Below are 552 nucleotides of genomic sequence, written 5' to 3'. Positions count from 1 at the left end.
GCAAGACAGCATGAAAATGGTCGGTGACGATCCTGCGCAACTGTTGCAAATGCAGTGGGCGTTAACGCGAATCACGTTTCAAGAAGAGTTGATCGCGAAAACCGTGGGTAAAACCACACAGAATGTCGAAACGCTTTTGAAGGCGCAGTAATGATGAAGAATAAAATGCGCGCGCTTTGCCTTGTATTGGCGCTGTTTTTGGTGGGTTGCCAAACCGAGCTTTACACCAATGTGAGCCAAAAAGAAGGCAACGAAATGCTGTCGATCTTGTTATCGGAAGGCGTGGTGGCGACCAAAGAACCGGACAAAGACAACAAAGTAAAATTGATGGTCGATAGCTCGCAAATCGCGTTCGCTGTTGATGCATTAAAACGCAAAGGCTACCCACGAGAGCAATTCTCGACGTTAAAAGAAGTGTTTCCAAAAGACGATTTAATCTCCTCGCCATTGGCGGAAAGAGCGCGTTTGGTTTACGCAAAATCGCAAGAGTTGTCATCAACGCTATCGCAAATTGATGGTGTGCTGGTGGCGCGAGTCCACGTGGTACTTGAA

The 552-nt window shown here is 47.3% G+C and carries 2 pseudogenes; both read left to right on the top strand.

Annotated elements, in window-relative coordinates:
* Positions 1-151 (top strand): annotated as a pseudogene (vscI, locus tag R8O11_RS30430) (SctI family type III secretion system inner rod subunit VscI); the annotation flags it as partial.
* Positions 151-552 (top strand): annotated as a pseudogene (gene vscJ / locus R8O11_RS30425) (SctJ family type III secretion inner membrane ring lipoprotein Vsc); the annotation flags it as partial. The pseudogenes vscI and vscJ, both read left to right, overlap by 1 nt.

The organism is Vibrio sp. 1288 (assembly GCF_033344475.1).
The sequence above is the reverse complement of the archived record's forward strand: the minus strand, read 5'-3'. Positions and strand labels throughout refer to the sequence as shown.